Source organism: Aliikangiella marina (genome assembly GCF_007004765.1).
Taxonomy (GTDB): domain Bacteria; phylum Pseudomonadota; class Gammaproteobacteria; order Enterobacterales; family Kangiellaceae; genus Aliikangiella; species Aliikangiella marina.
Genome location: NZ_VIKR01000003.1, coordinates 325703 through 341414 on the forward strand (window position 1 = coordinate 325703; position 15712 = coordinate 341414).

The window sequence follows — 15712 nt, forward strand, 5'->3', positions numbered from 1 at the left end:
TCTTCAAATAGTAAACCAACTGTATTTGGAGACGTCTCGTGCGAATTTTTCTAGCGCTAATCATGTTTGTTTTCCTTAGTGGCTGTTTATCGATGCAACCGATTGGTAAAGGATTATCAAACGAGCAGGTTTATCATAAAATTATTCCTGGTGATGAGCTAATCGTCGAATTAAAAAGCCAAGAAAAAATTAAGATTATTGTGACTAAGGTGACGGCAGAGCAGATAGAAGCTGATGGTCAGATATATAAGTTCGATGACATTGAAGAAATTCAAAAGCAAGGAGTCAGTATTTGGAAAACTACCGGTGCGGTGATCGGTACTTTGTATTTACTTGGTTTTATTGCTGCCTTGGTTATTTTAGGTTAACTCACTATTGTTCTGTGATTAAGATTTTTTCTTTAGTTCGAATCGACTTTACGGCTCGAATCCAGTCTGTTGATTCAGTTGAATCTGTTGATTGAGTTGAATCAGTTGCTTGAATTTGCTCTGACATTGGAAGCCGTATCCGAGATATTGAAGTAAGCTGAAAACTACCAAATAAGGTTGGGCATGGTAGCTTTCGGCTCTATCGTGAAACGGCTTTATTGTGTGTTTTAGTTTAATTCTGCTGCGCTTCGATCTTAGCCCAGCTATCGCGCAAGGTAACCGTGCGATTGAATACAAGGTTTTCAGCGGAGTGTTCAAATCGGTCGGCACAAAAATAGCCTTCACGTTCAAACTGAAAGACATCCTCGGGCTTTGCATTCGCTAAGCTCATTTCCACTCTGGCATTATCAATAACTTGTAACGACTCAGGATTAATCGTCGATAAAAAGTCATCGGAAGCACCAGGGTTTGGTACGTTAAATAACCTGTCGTATAAGCGAATTGTTGCAGGTTTTGAGTGAGACTCTGAAACCCAGTGAATAACGCCCTTCGGCTTATAACCTTCAGGATTTTTACCTAAAGTATTTTCATCATAAGTACAAATAAGCTCGATGATATTTCCATCTGCATCTTTGATCACTTCGTCACAAGTAATCACATAAGCATTACGTAAACGAACCGCTTTACCTAAGACTAAGCGTTTGTATTTCTTGTTCGCGCTTTCTCGAAAATCATCTTGATCGATAAACAAAGTTTTACTGAAATAGATGTTACGTTTGCCCATCTCTTCTTTTTGAGGGTGATTAGGCGCAGCGATTTCCTCGACTTTGTCTTCAGGATAATTAGAAAGCGTGATTTTCAATGGATTAAGAACCGCCATTGCTCGTGGCGCGTTTTCCCCCAAATCTTCTCGAACTGAATTTTCTAACAAACTCATTTCTACCGTATGAACTTTTTTTGTTACCCCGGTACGGGTAACAAAATCTCTGATGGAGGCAGGAGAAAATCCACGACGACGCATACCTGAAATAGTGGGCATTCTTGGATCATCCCAACCGTCGACATGACCCTCAAGAACCAATTGATTGAGCTTACGTTTGCTGGTTACGGTATGTTCAAGGTTGAGCCTTGAAAATTCAATTTGCTGCGGATGACAGTCAATTGAAATATTATCCAAAACCCAATCGTAGAGTGGGCGATGGTCTTCAAACTCTAAAGTACATAGAGAGTGGGTAATGCCTTCGATGGCGTCCGATATACAGTGAGTGAAGTCGTAAGTTGGATAGATACACCATTTGTCACCTGTGCGAATATGGTGTTGACGTTTGATTCGATAAATCACCGGATCGCGCATATTCATGTTCGGTGATTGCATGTCGATTTTCGCTCGCAGTGCCATTGCGCCGTCGTCAAACTCGCCTGCCTTCATGCGACGAAAAAGATCTAAACTTTCTTCGATAGGTCGATTGCGAAACGGACTCTCTTTGCCAGGAACTTCAAATGTACCGCGATACTCGCGCATTTGATCGGCACTGAGTTCGTCGACGAAAGCCAGATCTTTCTCAATCAATTCTTCTGCATAAGCATAAAGTTGGTCAAAATAATCAGCGGCATGTCGAATATCGCCTGACCACTTAAAACCCAACCACTCTACGTCGGCTGCAATCGCTTTTGCATAAGCATCTTCCTCTTTGGCAGGGTTCGTATCATCAAAGCGCAAATTACATAACCCTTGATAATCCTGAGCAAAGCCAAAGTTGATGCAAATAGATTTAGCATGGCCCACATGCAAGAAACCATTGGGCTCCGGGGGAAATCGGGTTTGCACGGACTGGTGCTTACCCGACTCGAGGTCAGCTTCAATGATATTGCGGATAAAGTTAGCGGCTTTGTTAACTTCGTTACTCATGGATTAAAAGATCTCTTTATTAAATCAAATTAGCCTAAAGCACTAATGGCCTTAGAGTCGTAAGGGGCGATTTTACCTGAGTCTCTGGCATGTCGCAGCCTTAATTTGGGTAAATAAGCTTAAATTATTAAACCTGAATTAACTTGCCTCTGGTCAGCTGTTTGATCAGATTCTGAACATCTGTCTAACTGATTAATTATTTTTGTATGCGAAGTCGCAATAATTCAAGAAAATTCAACGTGTTGACACCCAAATCAGGTCAAGATTTCGACTATAGTTAAAGAGTAAGAACAGTGTTTTAGTAGTATGGTGAGTAAATTATGCGTAGTTCCAATTATTTGCGACAAGCCAAGCGAAGACAAAACCGGTCGATAGTCGATGACCAAATTGGTTGCTTACCCAACGATCGAATAGTGGGTAAAGATACTTTAGCCAACATCATGGATGTCACCGTCACCAGTATTGAGCGTTGGATCCGAGATGGGATGCCCGTCGATCAGCGTGGCGATCACTATAATGATTGGGTTTTTGATCTTTCGGCGGTCAAAGAGTGGCGGCAGTCTCTATCGGATTAACAGAGCTGGCTTAAACCAGCGAAAGTATCGACTCGAATGTCTTGAAAGAAAAGCTTATCGGAAGAAAAGCTCATTGGAAGAAATGCTTAGAATAAAGACTAAAAAGAGTCACTCTAAAGCGTCATTTGAAAAGGCGCCTGGATTAATTATTCGAATAAGCCACGGAAACTGCGAGCAACCAGGGGCGAATTAATTGCCAATCCGCCATATTTGTCAAAGCCAACTCGGCTAGACCGGTTCCCGGTTTACCCTTGCGGAGCGTCTATCCCAACGCCGACCACTTCGCCTTCCGGTTGTTCGCCCTGGACAATAATGATTTCGACTCTTCGATTGGTTGCTCTACCTTCCGATGTGGAGTTATCGGCAATCGGTTTTGTGTCAGCGTATCCGGTAATGACGAAGCGGTTTTTGTCGAGCTGGCCGCTGCGTAATAACTCACGGGTGACTGAGCCGGCGCGACCGCCAGATAATTCCCAGTTGGAGCGAAAGAATTCATTATCGATTGGCAGGCTATCGGTGTGTCCTGCAACCCGTATTTCGCCTTTCGCGTCTTTTAAGATCCCTTCGATTTTGCCGATGACTGGTAAAAATTCATCTTCAATAATATCTGAGCCAGAAGCGAAAGAGCCTCGCTCTCGAATACGAATCACAACATAAGCGCCCTTTGCCAACAGCTCAACTTGTCCTTCAGATATCTCGACTGCCAGCTCCTGTGCGATGGCTCGTGCGGTCTCCTCGGCTTCTTCTTGCATTTTGGCAAGACGCGCCGCTCGCTCTTCAGCGGTTTCAATTGCCGTTTCAATCGCTTGTTGGGCTTGGTCGCCAAAACCGGTATTAGAATCCTCGCCTTCGCCTTCTTGCGGATCGTCTTCATCCGGTTCGTCAAACTCTAATGTCTCTTTGGTAATGTCAATGGTTTCCTGCATCACAGCCTCAATCACCGTTGGCACTGGTTTACCTGGCGAAAACTCTTGGGCGATGATGCTGGTTCCTTTGGGAATGTCTTTGACGTCGACTTTGTTTTGTACGCCGAAAGCAAAATTCATCGAGCCGGCAATCTGTTTGAACTTGAGAACATCCATTTCAGAAAAAGACAACAGCAGCACGAAAAAGCACATGAGCAGTGCCATCAGATCGGCGAAGGTTTCCATATAAGCGGGAAGGCCTTCTTCGGGGCAATCACATTCTTCTTGATCACTCATTGATTAGGCTCCGCGATCAATCTTCTGCTGTTGGGCGTTTACCTTCGGCGAGGTACCCATGTAAGACTTGCTCGATTACTCGGGGGTTTTGGCCTGCCTGAATGCCGAGAAGTCCATCGATGATCAGGGTCTTGGCGACTTTCTCTTCTTTGTCACGAGCATTAAGCTTTGTAGCAATAGGGATTCCAACCATATTGGCCATGATGGCGCCGTAAAGTGTGGTTAGCAGCGCTACGGCCATCGCCGGGCCAATGGCCTTTGGGTCATCCATATTCGATAGCATGGCGACAAGTCCAATTAACGTCCCGATCATACCCATTGCAGGTGCAACATCAGCCATGGTTTTAAATATACTCGCGCCTTGTTGGTGTCTTTCTGAAGCCATCCTGACATCTTTTTCGAGAATCGATTTAACCACGTCACCATCATGACCGTCGACTAGCAAACCGATACCTTTTTTCATGAAGGGATCGTCAATGGTTGCACCTTCCAATGCTAAAAGGCCGCTTTTTCGAGCCATATCGGCAAGTTCTACAATACTCTCAATTAATTCATGGCAGTCAGGTGATTTAAAGGTGAGTACTTTCATGCCCGAGCCTGCTGCTGCCAAAAACTCATTGAGCGAGTAGGTCATCATCACCACAAAGTGAGTGCCGACCACGACAATTAAGATCGATTGCACATCGATGAATGTAGGAATACCAACGCCAAGCACCATCGCCATGACGACCATAGCAATTGCGCCGAGCAAGCCTACCAGGGTTGCGATATCCAACTTTTAAAAGCTCCTTAACTTTCAATGGGTTGCACAGTATTCGAACAGCGCAACTTTATAATTTTTTATTTCTTACTCAAAGATTAGCTAAGATCTGCAACAATTCCAGTCGGAGTTTTAAAAACAACCGTAAATTATGGACTTAGATCGCATTTTGCTAAGTTATTTCCTTCTCTTCCAAAATGCGAGACAATAGCGCCCTGTTTTTAGCGAGATAAAGTTGATGAGTGCCGAAAAACAAACATTTGAACAGCAGCTGCAAGCCTTGGAGGCGATTGTTGGTCAATTAGAGAAAGGGGAACTTCCTTTGGAAGAGTCGCTTGCACAATTTGAAAAAGGGGTGAAGCTGACTCGTGAGTGCCAGCAGATGCTTGACCAAGCACAGCAAAAGGTCGCGATTTTGACCCAAGAAAACGACCAGCTCGAAGATTTTCCCAAAGAATAAATTATGGCACATCAGAAGTTTTTAACGCAGGTTCAAGGCCGCGTACAAGGTTTGCTTGATCACTACTTGCCTGCAGAGAGTTTGAAGCCGCAGCGATTGCACCAAGCGATGCGTCACTCTGCCCTTAACCCCGGCAAGCGGCTTCGTCCGGCGCTTGTGTACGCCTGTGGTGAAATGCTTGGGTGCGAGACAAAAACGCTCGATGTGCCTGCTTTAGTGGTCGAGTTAATCCATGCGTACTCACTGATTCACGACGACTTACCTTGTATGGATGATGACGACTTAAGACGCGGGATTCCGACTTGCCACATAGCCTTTGATGAGGCAACTGCCGTGTTGGCCGGTGATGCTTTACAAACACTGGCTTTCGAGGTTTTGGCTAGCGATCAGACTTTAACGGTTTCGCCGTCAACGCGGTTGCAAATGATAGCCGCGTTAACCCGAGCGAGTGGTTCCTTGGGTATGGGCGGTGGCCAAGCAATTGATTTAGAGATGACTAATAAAGCCACTGATCTGGCGACATTGGAGTCAATGCATCAGATGAAAACAGGCGCTTTGATTAATGTCTCGGTGCAAATGGGATATTTAGCGAGTGAAATCGATGATCCAAAAGTGTTCGAACATTTGCATACTTACAGCCAAGCTTTGGGCCTTGCATTTCAAATAAGAGACGACATTTTAGATATCGAATCTGATACACAAACCTTAGGCAAGCCGCAGGGGTCGGACTTAGACAAGAATAAGTCAACCTTTCCCGCGTTAATGGGGTTAGACGTTGCTAAGCAGCGAGCAGAAGAACTAGTTGAATCGGCATTAGCTGCTTTGAACCAACTACCTTATAATAGTGATAATTTAGCGGCTTTTGCGAGATACATCGTACAAAGAGAGTACTAGGCCGCCAAGATTAGGCATTGATAGATAATGAAAGCCAGAGAAAAACTGAACAATTTGACTGTATTGTGTGACCCGGAGAAATATCCGCACTTAGCGAGTATTAACTATCCGGCGGATTTACGCGACAAAGATAAGGCCGATCTTAAAGCGATCGCTGATGAGTTGCGGGCATTTTTAATTGAGTCGACCAGCCAATGCGGCGGACATTTCGCTGCCGGTCTAGGAACTGTTGAGTTGACTGTCGTGCTTCATTATCTCTTTGATACACCCACGGACAAGATAGTCTGGGATGTTGGTCATCAAGCTTATCCGCATAAAGTGTTAACGGGTCGTAAAGAGCAGCTGGTTTCGATCCGCCAAACTGATGGCTTACACCCTTTTCCAAGTCGATTTGAAAGCGAATATGATTGTTTTGGCGTCGGCCACTCAAGTACATCCATCAGTGCTGCATTAGGCATGGCTGTTGCAGCCAAAGCGCGCGGTGACGAAAGACGCTTTGTCGCTGTCATCGGTGACGGTGCAATGACCGCTGGAATGGCATTTGAGGCGCTCAATCACGCTGCCGATCTCGATGTTAACTTAACGGTAATTCTAAACGACAATGATATGTCGATTTCTGAAAATGTCGGTGGTCTCAATAATTATCTCGCGAAAATATTATCGGGAAAGTTTTACTCCAGCGTCAAAGAGGGTGGTAAAAAAGTTCTCAAGAATATGCCGACAATATCCGAATGGGCGCATCGCGTTGAAGAACACATGAAAGGTATGGTGTTACCCGGGACGTTATTTGAAGAATTGGGATTTAATTACATCGGTCCAATCGATGGCCATAATTTACCAACCTTGTTAACCACAATCGGCAATATTAAAGCCCTCAAAGGACCGCAGCTTTTACACGTTGTTACCCGCAAAGGAAAAGGGTTTGAACCCGCGGAAAATGATCCTATCAAGTACCATGCGGTGCCTGTATTCAACCCGCAAGAAAAAGAGTTACCAAAAGCGAAGAAAAAGAAAACCTATTCTAATGTTTTTGGCGAGTGGCTCTGTGATATGGCTGATCAAGATGAGCGTCTGATGGGGATTACCCCAGCAATGCGAGAAGGTTCCGATTTAATTGCTTTTTCTAAGCGATTTCCACAGCGTTATTTTGACGTCGGAATTGCAGAACAACACGCGGTAACTTTAGCTGCGGGTATGGCCTGTGAGAAAGCCAAACCCGTATGTGCGATTTACGGTAGTTTTTTACAACGTGGTTATGATCAATTTATCCACGACGTTGCGTTGCAAAACCTTGATGTGCTATTCGCGATCGATCGCGGCGGAATTGTTGGTGGCGATGGTGCGACTCACCATGGGGCTTTTGACCTCAGTTATATGCGCTGTATTCCGAATATGATTATCATGACGCCAAGTGATGAGCGAGAATGTCGATTAATGTTATCCACTGGTTACCATTTCAATGGTCCTGCAGCCGTTCGTTACCCGCGAGGTGCTGGAATTGGCATCGACGCTGGGACTGACTTATCGACAATTGAAATTGGTAAAGGGTTAGTTAAACGCGAAGGCGAAAAAATTGCCTTGTTAGTATTTGGTAGTTTATTGCCGGTTGCAGCAGAGGTCGCCGAAGAACTCAATGCAACGTTGGTTGATATGCGATTTGTAAAACCTTTGGACGAAGCGTTGGTATTACATCTTGCCCAGTCTCACGAGAGGCTTATCACGCTCGAAGAAAACGCTATCGCAGGTGGCGCTGGGAGTGCAGTCAATGAATTCCTTAATTTGAGTAAAGCCAATGTTTCGGTGCTTAATCTCGGTATCCCTGATCGCTTTATTGAGCATGGTGATCCCAATGACTTGTTGAGCCGTTGCGGACTCGACAAAGCCGGAATACTCAAATCAATTCAGGCTTAAAAAATAAATATTCTAACAAGGTCGGCTTATGCCGACTTTGTTTTTTTAAAAGTAACTAAACCTGGAGATACGTCACAATAAAAATGTAAGGACTGAGCCGTAACACCAGTGTGTTAAAGTTAGAAAACTAGAGTCAGCATAATAAATTCAAAATAATAAATTCAAATTACTAAAGTTAAAGTCAGAATATTAGAAAAGAGAGTTGATATGGATTTAAATCTTAAAAATAAAAATGCCTTAGTTTGCGGTAGTTCGCAAGGTATGGGTAAAGCCATTGCCATTCAATTGGCTGAGATGGGCGCTAACGTCACTTTGTTTGCGCGCAACTTAGAAGTGCTTAATCGAGTAAAAGCGGAACTGGCTAATGATGGTACTCAAGAGCATTTCGCCATTTGTGCAGACTTTTCTGATCCTGCAGCGGTCGGTAGAGCGATGGATGAACAACTTTCAATCGTAAAGGAATACCATATTTTAATTAACAATACGGGCGGACCAGCGCCGGGACCTGCGAATACTGCCGCAAGCGAAGCATTTTTAGCGGCTTTCAATCAGCATTTGATTAACAATCATCAGCTCGCACAAAAACTGATCCCTGGAATGAAAAACGCTGGCTTCGGACGAATCATTAATGTAATTTCAACCAGTGTTAAACAGCCACTACCCAATTTAGGCGTGTCTAATACCGTGCGCGGCGCTGTTGCGAGTTGGGCAAAAACTATGGCCAATGAACTCGGGCAATTTGGGATCTCGGTTAATAACGTTTTGCCGGGAGCTACCAATACCGTGCGGTTAGATGCAATTATTAAAAATAAAGCGGCTAAAAAAGGTGTATCGATTGAAGCAATGGCAGAAGAAGAGAAATCGATCATTCCAATGAGAAGGTTTGGTGAAGCCGAAGAGTTTGCGAACGTGGTCGCATTTCTTGCTTCTCCTGCAGCAGCGTATGTAACCGGCGTGAGTATTCCTGTTGATGGCGGTAGAACGAGCTGTTTGTAAATCATTATCAAAATTAAGCAATAAAAGAAAATAATTTTAACGCTAGAATAGACAATGCAAAAAATTGAAAACTACATTAATGGCGAGTTGATTGCCCCGCAAGCTGGGAAATACATCGATAACTATGAACCCGCGACGGGACAAGTTTATTCATTGATACCTGAGTCAACAGACGATGATTTAGCACTCGCGGTGACAGCTGCAGACAACGCTAAAGAATCTTGGGCTGCAATGTCGCAAGAGCAACGATCAAATCTACTATTAAAGTTAGCGGATGCAATAGATGCAGCAAGCGATGAGCTAGCGAAAGCAGAAGCAATTGATAATGGTAAGCCGATTAACTTCGCAAAAGCAGTGGATTGTTATCGAAGCGCTGCCAATATTCGATTTTTCGCAAATGCTGCAACTCAGTTTGCAAGTGAATCGCATGGTATGGGAATGGTTGGTGTTAATTACACCCTCCGGGACCCGATAGGCATTGTTGGTTGTATTTCGCCTTGGAATTTGCCGCTGTATTTATTTACTTGGAAAATTGCGCCCGCTTTAGCAACGGGCAACTGTGTGATTGCAAAACCATCAGAAATCACGCCAATGACGGCTTATTTATTTTCTAAATTATGCATTCAAGTTGGTATACCAAAAGGCGTGATTAATATTTTGCATGGAACAGGTCCTTCAATCGGGGGCCCCATTGTTGCACATCCTAAAATTAAGGCGATTAGTTTCACTGGTGGAAGCGCTACTGGAAAATTAATCGCTTCTGTTGCCGGACCGGCATTAAAGAAAACCTCGTTAGAATTAGGCGGTAAGAATCCAACTTTAGTCTTTGCTGATTGTGATTTTGAGGAGACCGTTAGCGAAGTGGCACGCGCAGCTTTTTCAAACCAAGGCCAGATTTGTTTGTGTGGCTCAAGAATTTATATTGAGCGATCAATTTATGACAAATTCAAACAAGCTTTCGTTGAAAAAATTAGCAAATTGCGAATTGGTGACCCGCTTGAAGAGTCAATTCAGCATGGTGCTTTAGTGTCAAAGCCCCATATGGAAAAAGTGCTATCGTATATTGAACTGGCAAAGCAAGAAGGTGGAGAGATCTTGCTCGGTGGGAAGCGTATTTCGATCGAAGGCCGCTGCAAAGATGGATATTTTGTTGAGCCTACGATTATCGAAAACTTACCGCTTGACTGTCGAACTAATCAAGAGGAAATTTTTGGTCCAGTTTGTACCTTGCAGCCTTTTGACTCAGACGAGGAAGCGATTGCGCTCGCTAATGGTACCGAGTACGGCTTAGCAACCAGCGTTTGGAGTAATAATTTAAAACGCTGTCACAAAATGTCGCAAGCGTTAGAGTTTGGGATCGTTTGGATCAACTGTTGGTTATTGCGAGACTTACGCACACCTTTTGGCGGCGTTAAATCATCGGGAGTAGGCAGAGAAGGAGGATTTGAAGCGATGCGGTTCTTTACTGAACCGAAAAACGTCTGTATCAAGTATTAAAAATTTTCTCTCATTGAAACGCTGAGATCGATAAAAATGAATAAAAACTAACTCAATGCTGAATGAATTTATCCTCTTATTTATTGCTCATGTAATTGCAGTTGCTAGCCCCGGGGCAGACTTTGCGGTCGTGGTTAAAAACACCCTACGCTCGGGTAAAAAGTCAGGACTTATTACAGCGATTGGCGTTGGTTGTGGGATATCGATTCATCTCATCTATACCTTATTTGGTATCGCTTTGATTCTTTCACAATCACAATCGCTGTTTAATGCGATTAAAATCGTTGGTGCACTTTATTTGTTGTGGATTGCTTGGCAAGCTTTCAACTCACGCGCAAAGAAAGCTCAGTCACATAACGAAAGCCATTTTGAGATGACGGGAGCACAAGCATTTCGTCAAGGATTCTTAACTAATGTTTTCAATCCCAAAGTGACGATTTTTTTTCTCGTGTTATTTACCAATATCATCAGTCCGGAAACACCACTTTGGATTCAAGGCGTTTTTGGGCTTTGGTTAGCTATCTATGTGATGTTGTGGTTTATGTTAGTTGCTTGGGTGTTTTCACGCCAAAAGGTACTTGCATGGTACGAAAGCCACGGACACTATATTGACTGGGGTATGGGCGGATTTTTAGTATTTATTGCGGCACAATTAATATTTGAGCTGTGGAAATAGCGACCGCTTGATCAAGCGCAAAGTAAAAAAGTCATAAAAGGATTCTAATCTAACTGGCGTTACCGAATAGGAGAAGATCGTGTCACTAGAGTCTCAAGCGTTAATCAATTCAATCTTGCAGTGGGCTGCCTATGTTTTTATTTGGTTGTTTGGGCTCGCCATTCTTGCGCTGGTGGTTATTTATTTAATTGATAAATTTCAGACGAGACATGCGATCCGAAGAAACTATCCTGTTGTTGGCCGGTTTAGATATTTCTTTGAGCATATTGGTGAGTTTTTTCGCCAGTATTTTTTTGCGATGGATCGGGAAGAGTTGCCATTTAATCGGGCGCAGCGTAGTTGGGTCTATCGGGCAGCAAAAAATATTGATAATACTATTGCCTTTGGCTCGACCAGAGATACCAAAAAAACGGGCAACGTATTTTTTGTCAATTGTCCTTATCCAACTTTAAGCAAAGATGCTGTTGAGCCACATAAAGTGACAGTAGGCCCTAACTGCAGGCATCCGTGGACTACAGACTCATTTTTTGGAATCTCGGCAATGAGCTTTGGCGCGATATCTAAACCGGCTGTTCAGGCGCTTTCTTATGGCGCAGCGAAAGCCGGTACCTGGATGAACACTGGAGAAGGTGGTTTATCACCTTTTCACTTGCAAGGCGGTGCCGACTTAATATTTCAGATTGGTACAGCGAAATATGGAGTGCGTGATTTAGAAGGTAATCTTGATGATGAAAAATTACGCGAAGTCGCAGCCCACGAACCAGTTAAACTGATTGAGTTAAAGCTGGCACAAGGAGCCAAGCCTGGCAAAGGTGGCATTCTACCGGGTCAAAAGGTAACACCGGAAATTGCGAAAATTCGCGGAATTCCAGAGGGAAAAGATTCAATCAGCCCTAATCGCCATCCTGACATTAACCGTAATGAAGATTTGCTTAAAATGCTCGCGCATATTCGCGAAGTTTCGGGCAAACCTTGTGGGTTTAAAACGGTGATTGGCTCGCCAGATTGGATTGAAGCGCTGATGCAAGATATTGTCGAAATGGGCGAAGAGTTTGCGCCAGATTTTATTACCTTAGATAGTGGTGATGGTGGAACTGGCGCAGCCCCCATGACGCTGATGGATGATATGGGTTTGCCTATTCGAGAAACTTTGCCAATGCTAGTCAACGCTTTGAAAAAGTTTGGCTTGAGAGAGCGCATTAAAATTTTTGCTTCCGGCAAAATGGTCAATCCAGCCGATGTTGCGTGGGCGCTTTGTACTGGGGCCGACTTTATAAATAGTGCTCGAGGCTTTATGTTTGCTTTAGGCTGTATTCAATCGCTTCAATGCAATAAAAACACCTGCCCGACGGGTATCGCGACTCACAATAAATCGCTACAACGAGGTCTCGTCGCTAAAAATAAATCGGAACGAGTTGCGCATTATGCCAAGAACATGATGTATGCGGTTGGCGTTATCGCCCATTCATGTGGCGTGAAAGAGCCTCGCCAGCTTAGTCAAAAACACGCCAGAATTGTATGTGAAAATGGACGTACCGTTTCACTACAAGAATATTACCAGGATTCTGTCATAAACTAGTCAAAGTTTGCACGTAACTTACGCCTCGTTCTGAACGTTTTTTATACGACAAACGAGGTGTAGGAAAATGCAGATACGCGCGTATTGGTGTGACCAGGTTTTTTCTGATAGCAAGAAATTCCCTTATGGCTTTTCACGCTCTGGCGTTTTTTCGCTTGCAGAGAGTGAAGTGCTTGAGTCGAAAGGGTGTTTGTTTCGAGCATTGATGGACGGCAAAGTTTTTGATCCAACAGCAGAAGATTTGGCTTTTGTTCAAGCCATGAATGCTGGTGTTTACTCCTTTAATAAAGATACTCGAATTTGGTCTAAATATCTCTTTCACCAAAGAAGATTGATCTCGATATCTGGCGGCTGGATATCAAACGACAATGAACATGATCTCGACTCAGAGTTAGTTGATATCGATGAGGTTTCTGCCACCGAACCGAAATGGGAAGTTTCAGAGACAGGTGGAAATGACGACTTCTTAAAAGCGGGATAGATTTCTTATTATTCTGGCAAATGACGATTGATTCTTTACGCCATTCAGCGCTTTGAGTGGCGTTAAGAACTTATACAAAATTAAGAATAATTTCATATACACAAATATTGTTAAAATCGAGTTTTATATTGCTTTTACCAAAATACAATATTTGTATAATTTTCGAATAAAAATAATCTAACTTAGTTTGTTTTTTTTCATCATTGGCAATCCGTTGTCCTTTCTGGGATTGCAGAAAATATTCGCTTTTCGTTTTCGAAAAAAATTGATAGTTTGTGAACAACTTCAATAGTCATCAATCGTCGCTAATTTTTCGACTTATCTCATTTTTTATATTCTCATTACTAAAAATACTTGTGCTATTTTTCAGTTATCAACGTAGGCTAATAAGAGAAGCATGCGTAGTTTTCATGTGGGCACTCACAAATTTAATGAAGGAGAAGATAAATGAAATGTCTTTATTACCTCTCACCATCCTTGGATATGAGTAAGCGAATTTCAGATGATCTACATGAAGCAGGCATCCTTGACTGGTATATTCATGTCATCAGCAAAGATGAGACTGGACTCAGTCAAAAACATATTCATTCATCCAATTATCTCGAAACCTTGGATCTGTTTAGAGGCACAACGATTGGTGGAATAATTGGTTTTGTTGTATCGATGCTAATTGTCGCCATAGCAATTAAAACAGAACCCTTCGGATTTCCGTTATCGAACACGATCTATTTTTTGATGGTTGCGTTTTTAACCTTGTTCGGGATCTGGGAAGGTGGACTTTATGGCATTGATAGCGAGAATAAAAAAATTCAACCATTCCAAAAAGAGATAAACGCAGGAAAGTACTTAGTCTTGGTGTATGCCGCCAAAGATGATGAAAAGAAAGTCCGTTTGATGATGGAAGACAAACATCCCGAGTCAAAACTCGTCGCAACGGATCGACACTTTGTCAATCCGTTTTCAAAACTCAAAGTCGTTTAGCTGAAACAAAAAAAAGCTAACACGGTTGAGTTTCAATCAGGATTGATCGATGGGCTGAGAAGCGATACTCAGCCCACGTTTACAACCGCGACTTTACGCCAATGGATTTGCAAAGAGTATTAGTAAGCCGATACCAATGGCAATAATTGGGAGACTATCAAGGAAACCGGCAATTACCATTGTTCTAATTTGCAGTTGTTTTGCGAGTTCAGGTTGTCTAGCAACGCCTTCAATGTATTTCGCGGCAACATTACCAATTCCCAACCCTGAGCCAATAGCCCCGCCAGCAATAACAATAGCCGCTGCGATTAAGCTAGCCGCGTTGAATAATTCGCTCTCGTTCATGATGATCTCCTCTTAAACTGTTCAGGCAGAGATATCATATATTGTTTATTATGATATGATAATACGTCTAAATAAAATAAGACTGTTTTTATATGTAAACAATTAGGTGTGTATCGAAGCTTTAAACAGAGGGGGTTACAATGCATCGTTGGCAAGGTTTTGAAGAGTTCGTTCAAGTTGTCAAGGCGGGATCTTTCTCTGGTGCCGCGCGATTGATGGGGGTATCGAAAGGCTACATCAGTCAACAAGTCAGTAAGCTCGAAGATCGCCTTGCCAGTCGATTATTACACCGAACGACCCGTAAGCTTCATTTAACAGAGACCGGCGAAATATATTACAAACATTGTGTGCAGATTATTCAAGATCTTGATGAAGCAGAATATGCGGTCAGTCACTCTAGGGACCGTGTTCAAGGTGTATTGAGAATAAGCTCTCCGCATTTACTGGGAGAAACTTATCTAGTACCCGCTATTGCTGAGTTTTTAGAGCAACATCCTCGCTTGGAAATTGCGCTTGACTTTAGCAGCAAGAAAATAGATTTATTAGATGATCAATATGATGTGGCCATACAAGTGGGTAAACGTGATGATGTTAATGTCGTCAATCAATTGTTGGCGACAACCAGGTTTCACATAGTTGCAAGTCAGGAATACCTCTCTAACTCTTCAGCCCTAGACCGACCAGAGGATTTAAAGCGGCATAATTGTTTGCTATTTGAAGAACGAGGAGTCGTTAAACCCTGGTTGTTAAAAAAAGAGAATGAAGCTCAAACGACGGCGATTAAAGTGAAAAGTCATTGGCGAAGTAATAGTGGTCCAGCAATTCGCGCTGCTGCGCTAAATAACTTGGGCGTCGCTTATTTACCAGACTACTATTTGAAGGACTGGATCAAGAGTCGACAGTTAGAGGTTCTCCTCTCTGACTGGACTCATATCGAGAGACAAATCGTTGCTATTTATCCGCATAAAAATTACGTTTTAGCAAAAACGCGTTTGTTTATTGATTTCTTGGGCGAATTTTTTCAGCGAAGTAAAAATCAATTGACACTTTCTTAAGTGAAAAAAACGAGTAGTTCGTC

General features: G+C 43.1%; 17 protein-coding genes. 12 read left to right on the plus strand and 5 right to left on the minus strand.

Annotated elements, in window-relative coordinates:
* The first annotated feature begins 38 nt into the window (after window positions 1-38).
* Window positions 39-368 (plus strand): hypothetical protein, encoded by a 330-nt coding sequence (locus FLL45_RS13340; RefSeq protein WP_142942555.1) that lies wholly within the window; start codon window positions 39-41, stop codon window positions 366-368.
* A gap of 4 nt (window positions 369-372) precedes the next feature.
* Here the strand turns inward: FLL45_RS13340 and FLL45_RS23120 are convergent, their stop codons facing one another.
* On the minus strand, window positions 373-495 hold the full coding sequence (locus FLL45_RS23120; protein ID WP_281282208.1) for a hypothetical protein: 123 nt from the start codon (window positions 493-495) through the stop codon (window positions 373-375).
* A gap of 105 nt (window positions 496-600) precedes the next feature.
* Entirely contained in the window at window positions 601-2277 is a 1677-nt protein-coding gene (locus tag FLL45_RS13345) for a glutamine--tRNA ligase/YqeY domain fusion protein (protein ID WP_142942556.1), read from the minus strand.
* 320 nt (window positions 2278-2597) lie between these two features.
* Between FLL45_RS13345 and FLL45_RS13350 the strand changes: the two genes are divergently transcribed.
* Window positions 2598-2852 carry a terminase small subunit gene (locus FLL45_RS13350; RefSeq protein WP_142942557.1) on the plus strand — a complete coding sequence of 85 codons (255 nt, stop codon included), beginning with the start codon at window positions 2598-2600 and terminating at the stop codon, window positions 2850-2852.
* 245 nt (window positions 2853-3097) lie between these two features.
* Here the strand turns inward: FLL45_RS13350 and FLL45_RS13355 are convergent, their stop codons facing one another.
* On the minus strand, window positions 3098-4054 hold the full coding sequence (locus FLL45_RS13355) for a flagellar motor protein MotB (protein WP_142942558.1): 957 nt from the start codon (window positions 4052-4054) through the stop codon (window positions 3098-3100).
* Window positions 4055-4070: 16 nt separating this feature from the next.
* Window positions 4071-4829 carry a flagellar motor protein PomA gene (gene pomA, locus FLL45_RS13360; RefSeq protein WP_142942559.1) on the minus strand — a complete coding sequence of 253 codons (759 nt, stop codon included), beginning with the start codon at window positions 4827-4829 and terminating at the stop codon, window positions 4071-4073.
* 223 nt (window positions 4830-5052) lie between these two features.
* Here pomA and FLL45_RS13365 point away from each other — a divergent pair, with 223 nt between their 5' ends.
* From FLL45_RS13365 to FLL45_RS13405, 9 genes are all read left to right on the plus strand, one after another.
* Window positions 5053-5274 (plus strand): exodeoxyribonuclease VII small subunit, encoded by a 222-nt coding sequence (locus tag FLL45_RS13365; RefSeq protein WP_142942560.1) that lies wholly within the window; start codon window positions 5053-5055, stop codon window positions 5272-5274.
* A gap of 3 nt (window positions 5275-5277) precedes the next feature.
* Entirely contained in the window at window positions 5278-6168 is an 891-nt protein-coding gene (gene ispA, locus FLL45_RS13370; protein ID WP_142942561.1) for a (2E,6E)-farnesyl diphosphate synthase, read from the plus strand.
* Window positions 6169-6195: 27 nt separating this feature from the next.
* On the plus strand, window positions 6196-8079 hold the full coding sequence (gene dxs, locus FLL45_RS13375; RefSeq protein WP_142942562.1) for a 1-deoxy-D-xylulose-5-phosphate synthase: 1884 nt from the start codon (window positions 6196-6198) through the stop codon (window positions 8077-8079).
* Window positions 8080-8286: 207 nt separating this feature from the next.
* A complete protein-coding gene (locus FLL45_RS13380; protein WP_142942563.1) occupies window positions 8287-9075 on the plus strand; it encodes an SDR family oxidoreductase in 789 nt (262 codons plus the stop codon).
* Between the two features lie 54 nt (window positions 9076-9129).
* The gene (locus tag FLL45_RS13385) at window positions 9130-10572 is read left to right on the plus strand and encodes an aldehyde dehydrogenase (protein WP_142942564.1); all 1443 of its coding nucleotides are present in this window, start codon (window positions 9130-9132) and stop codon (window positions 10570-10572) included.
* 55 nt (window positions 10573-10627) lie between these two features.
* A complete protein-coding gene (locus tag FLL45_RS13390) occupies window positions 10628-11248 on the plus strand; it encodes a LysE family translocator (RefSeq protein WP_142942565.1) in 621 nt (206 codons plus the stop codon).
* A 79-nt stretch (window positions 11249-11327) separates the two neighbouring features.
* Window positions 11328-12827: an FMN-binding glutamate synthase family protein gene (locus FLL45_RS13395; RefSeq protein ID WP_142942566.1), complete on the plus strand. Its 1500-nt coding sequence runs from the start codon at window positions 11328-11330 to the stop codon at window positions 12825-12827.
* Window positions 12828-12894: 67 nt separating this feature from the next.
* Window positions 12895-13308, plus strand: a complete 414-nt coding sequence (maoP, locus tag FLL45_RS13400; protein WP_142942567.1) for a DUF413 domain-containing protein — start codon at window positions 12895-12897, stop codon at window positions 13306-13308.
* A 447-nt stretch (window positions 13309-13755) separates the two neighbouring features.
* A complete protein-coding gene (locus FLL45_RS13405) occupies window positions 13756-14289 on the plus strand; it encodes a hypothetical protein (protein WP_142942568.1) in 534 nt (177 codons plus the stop codon).
* Window positions 14290-14382: 93 nt separating this feature from the next.
* Here the strand turns inward: FLL45_RS13405 and atpE are convergent, their stop codons facing one another.
* On the minus strand, window positions 14383-14634 hold the full coding sequence (gene atpE, locus FLL45_RS13410) for a F0F1 ATP synthase subunit C (protein ID WP_142942569.1): 252 nt from the start codon (window positions 14632-14634) through the stop codon (window positions 14383-14385).
* Window positions 14635-14774: 140 nt separating this feature from the next.
* Between atpE and FLL45_RS13415 the strand changes: the two genes are divergently transcribed.
* On the plus strand, window positions 14775-15689 hold the full coding sequence (locus tag FLL45_RS13415) for a LysR family transcriptional regulator (protein ID WP_142942570.1): 915 nt from the start codon (window positions 14775-14777) through the stop codon (window positions 15687-15689).
* The last annotated feature ends 23 nt before the right edge of the window (window positions 15690-15712 follow it).